At 44.7% G+C, this 3,862-nt stretch carries 3 protein-coding genes and 3 tRNA genes; all 6 read left to right on the top strand.

The features are described 5' to 3' along the window. The coding region (gene alaS / locus A3757_RS04095) for an alanine--tRNA ligase (protein ID WP_068739200.1) at nt 1–1,724 on the top strand (1,724 nt) is incomplete at its 5' end. A 55-nt stretch (nt 1,725–1,779) separates the two neighbouring features. Continuing rightward, the gene (locus A3757_RS04100; RefSeq protein WP_068739202.1) at nt 1,780–3,003 is read left to right on the top strand and encodes an aspartate kinase; all 1,224 of its coding nucleotides are present in this window, start codon (nt 1,780–1,782) and stop codon (nt 3,001–3,003) included. A gap of 180 nt (nt 3,004–3,183) precedes the next feature. After that, the gene (gene csrA, locus A3757_RS04105) at nt 3,184–3,375 is read left to right on the top strand and encodes a carbon storage regulator CsrA (RefSeq protein ID WP_068507871.1); all 192 of its coding nucleotides are present in this window, start codon (nt 3,184–3,186) and stop codon (nt 3,373–3,375) included. A gap of 98 nt (nt 3,376–3,473) precedes the next feature. Next, nucleotides 3,474–3,563: transfer RNA gene (locus tag A3757_RS04110), tRNA-Ser, on the top strand. Between the two features lie 30 nt (nt 3,564–3,593). Continuing rightward, nucleotides 3,594–3,670 (top strand) — tRNA-Arg (locus A3757_RS04115). A 29-nt stretch (nt 3,671–3,699) separates the two neighbouring features. Further along, nucleotides 3,700–3,776: transfer RNA gene (locus A3757_RS04120), tRNA-Arg, on the top strand. Nucleotides 3,777–3,862: the final 86 nt, after the last annotated feature.

A 3,862-nucleotide genomic window follows, 5' to 3' on the forward strand; every position in this document is an offset into this window, starting at 1 on the left:
ATGAGGGGCGTGGTTATACACTTCGCAGAATTATTCGCCGCGCTATTCGGCATGGAAATAAACTTGGTGCTTCTGAGCCGTTTTTCTATCGCCTTGTCGAGGTTTTGATTGACGCGATGGGTGAAGCTTACCCTGAGCTCAAGGTTTCCCGGAAGCAAGTAGAGCAAATCTTGCTTCAGGAAGAAGAGCAGTTCTCCAAAACGCTTGATAAGGGAATGAAGGTTCTGGAGTCAGATATTGCGTCTCTGGATAGTACCGTTATTTCTGGTGCGACGGTCTTTACTTTATATGATACTTACGGCTTCCCGGTTGATTTGACTAATGATATCGCTCGTGAGCGAGGGTTAACGCTAGATCACGAGGGTTATGAAGCTGCAATGGAAACGCAGCGAGAAAGAGCGCGCGCGTCGAGCAAATTTGGTGTTGATTACAACGACTCTTTGGATATTTCGGGGAGTACCGAGTTTGTTGGCTATGAAAGTTTTGATCATGAGTCAGAGGTACTGTCGGTTACGGTTGATGGTGAGAATGCCAAGGCTGGAGCTGGCGAGCAGTGTATCGTGGTATTGGCGTCGACACCTTTCTATGCAGAGTCGGGTGGTCAGGCTGGCGATACTGGTGTCCTCGAGTGGGATGGTGGTAAAGCACTGGTAAAAGATACCCAGAAACAAGAAAATCATTTTTTACATATTTGCCAGATTGAAAGTGGTGAGTTGTCATCAGGTGTTTCTGTTAAGGCATCCATTGATAGTGTTCAGCGTGATGCGACCGCTCTAAATCACTCGGCAACTCACTTGTTGCATGCAGCGCTTAGGCAGATTCTAGGAGAGCACGTCGTTCAGAAAGGTTCTTTGTGTAATGGTGAGCGTCTGCGTTTTGATTTTGCGCATTATGAAGCTGTTACGCCTGAGCAGTTGTTAGAAATAGAGTCTATGGTCAACGCGAGAATTCGAGAGAACTCTTTAGTAACAACGACTTTAACAGATATAAAAACGGCCAAACAAATGGGCGCTATGGCGCTGTTTGGAGAGAAGTATGGTGAGAATGTTCGAGTTCTCTCGATGGGGGATGATAACTTTTCTGTGGAGTTATGCGGTGGAACACATGCCCAGCGTACGGGTGATATTGGCTCGCTAGTGATAGTGTCTGAAGGTGGAATTTCGTCAGGTGTTCGCCGTATAGAGGCTTTATCTGGTGCAGAGGCTGAAGCTTGGAATCGAGAGTCGCAAGCGCAGTTGAAAAATGTCGCAAGTGTTTTCAAGGCGGGTAGAGAAGATGTTCTTGAAAAAGCAAATCAGTGGGTAGAAAAGTGTCGTGCGCTTGAGAAAGAGTTAGAGGTATTTAAGCAGAAAGCTGCAGCTGACGCAGGTTCTCAATTGGCTGACAAGGCAGTGGACGTTGCTGGGGTTAAAGTAGTTGCGGCTCAGTTATCGGGTGTAGATCGTAAAGGTCTGGAAGACGCTGTAGACAAGCTTAAGAACCAGTTTGAGAATGCGGTGGTTTTATTGGCTTCTGTAGACGGAGATAAAATTGCCTTGGTTGCTGGTGTGACGAAATCAATTTCCAAGCAGTACAAAGCTGGAGATTTGATGAAAGTCGTTGCGGCAGGTGTTGGTGGTAAAGGTGGTGGCCGGCCTGATTTTGCGAAGGGCGGTGGTACAGATGTTACTGCTCTAGAAGAAACCTTGGCGTCGGTAGCTGGATGGGTTGAGTCCCAGCAGTAGTTGCTTATTTAGTGTTAGGTTCTAAGTCTACAATTAAGAGGTTTTAAATAGGTCAATGGCCCTGATTGTTCAAAAATATGGCGGTACTTCAGTCGGTACGACTGAGCGTATCCAAGCTGTGGCAGAGAAAGTAAAAAAGTTTCGAGATTCAGGTGATGATGTTGTAGTGGTTGTCTCTGCAATGAGTGGAGAGACTAACAGGTTAATATCATTGGCCGATGCAATATCTAAGGATCCTGTACCTCGTGAAATGGATGTGCTGGTGTCGACCGGTGAGCAGGTGACGATTGCTTTGTTGAGTATGGCTTTGCAGCAGATTGATTGTGATGCAATGTCTATGACAGGTGGTCAGGTTCGTATTTTGACTGATCAGTCTCATATGAAGGCAAGAATACAGGATATTGATGAGTCGCGAATGCGCGAGGCCTTGTCTGCGGGTAAAGTTGTGGTTGTTGCTGGTTTTCAGGGAGTTGATGAGGATCATAATATTACGACGCTTGGTCGTGGCGGGTCAGATACCACTGCTGTTGCTCTAGCGGCTGCGCTCAAAGCGGATGAATGTCAGATTTATACAGATGTCGACGGAGTGTATACAACGGACCCAAGGGTTGTTGATAGTGCGCGCCGTATGGAAAAAGTGACATTTGAAGAAATGATAGAAATGGCGAGTTTGGGCTCTAAGGTTTTGCAGATTAGGGCGGTTGAATTTGCCGGGAAATATAGTGTGCCTTTAAGAGTGCTATCTTCGTTTGAGGATGGGCCAGGTACCTTGATTACGATTGATAGTGAGGAAAATATGGAGCAGGCTGCCGTTTCGGGGATTGCCTTTAATCGTGATGAGGCAAAATTGACCTTGGTAGGTGTGCCGGATATTCCAGGCGTTGCCTCGAAGATATTGCGCCCTATTAGTGACAAGAATATTGAAGTTGACATGATTGTACAGAATGTTGGCTTGGATAAAAAAACTGACTTTACCTTTACGGTTCATAGAAATGACTATAAAAAGGCGAAAGCGGTATTAGAAGAAGTATGTGAGAAGCTTGGTGCTGAGAGGGCTGCAGGTGATAACGATATTGCAAAAGTATCTATCGTCGGTGTAGGGATGCGGTCTCATGCAGGGGTAGCTACCAAGATGTTTGAAGCTTTGTCTGATGAAGGTATAAATATTCAGATGATTTCGACTTCGGAGATTAAGATTTCTGTTGTGATCGATGAGAAGTATCTAGAGTTGGCCGTAAGGACGCTTCATGGTGCTTTTGATCTGGCGCAGGAACATTAATTCAAGGCGAACAGTATTTTCACAATTTATAACTAAATAGAAAATGTGCAAGATTAATCCACTTAAAACTATCTTTTTGAGAAATTTCGATAATACTCTTTAAGTGCTCGTTGTTATCTCTTTTGAGGTGGCAGTAAGAAGCTTTTTTGGATGAATATTGCATAATAAAAGGAGCTAAGAATGCTTATATTGACTCGTCGAGTAGGTGAGACTTTAATGGTTGGTGATGACGTTACTGTTACCGTATTAGGTGTAAAGGGTAATCAAGTGCGTATTGGTGTGAACGCGCCTAGAGATGTCTCTGTTCATCGTGAAGAGATCTATCAGCGTATACAGAAAGAAAAGTCTGAAGCGCAGCAGTCTGACGACTAATTTGTGGTTAAAAAATACACAAGTTGATGTTTTTTAAAAAATAATTCAATGCGGTGTTGGCATTTAAAATAAATGTGTTAATATACGCCGCGTCTTGAGGAGAGATGGCCGAGAGGCTGAAGGCGCGCCCCTGCTAAGGGCGTATGGGGTAACACTCATCGAGGGTTCGAATCCCTCTCTCTCCGCCATTTAAATTAGGATGGCAGTTTTAAAGTTTAGCGGCTGTAGCTCAGCTGGATAGAGTACCTGGCTACGAACCAGGCGGTCGGAGGTTCGAATCCTCCCAGCCGCGCCACTTTAAAACATTCTTGATCAGCATCTAATGCGGCTGTAGCTCAGCTGGATAGAGTAACTGGCTTCGAACCAGTTGGTCGCAGGTTCGAATCCTGCCAGCCGTGCCATATTATTTCTCCTTTAAACCTATCTTATTTAACGCTTCTGTTAATTTAATATCCCTACTATACAGTTAAAAATTGTATTAAATCGT

The sequence above is a fragment of the Oleiphilus sp. HI0117 genome, from assembly GCF_001635235.1.

Coding starts and splice junctions, on each gene's coding strand:
- A3757_RS04100 (WP_068739202.1), top strand. CDS start 1,780: ATGGCCCTGATTGTTCAAAAATATGGCGGTACTTCAGTCGGTACGACT.
- csrA (WP_068507871.1), top strand. CDS start 3,184: ATGCTTATATTGACTCGTCGAGTAGGTGAGACTTTAATGGTTGGTGAT.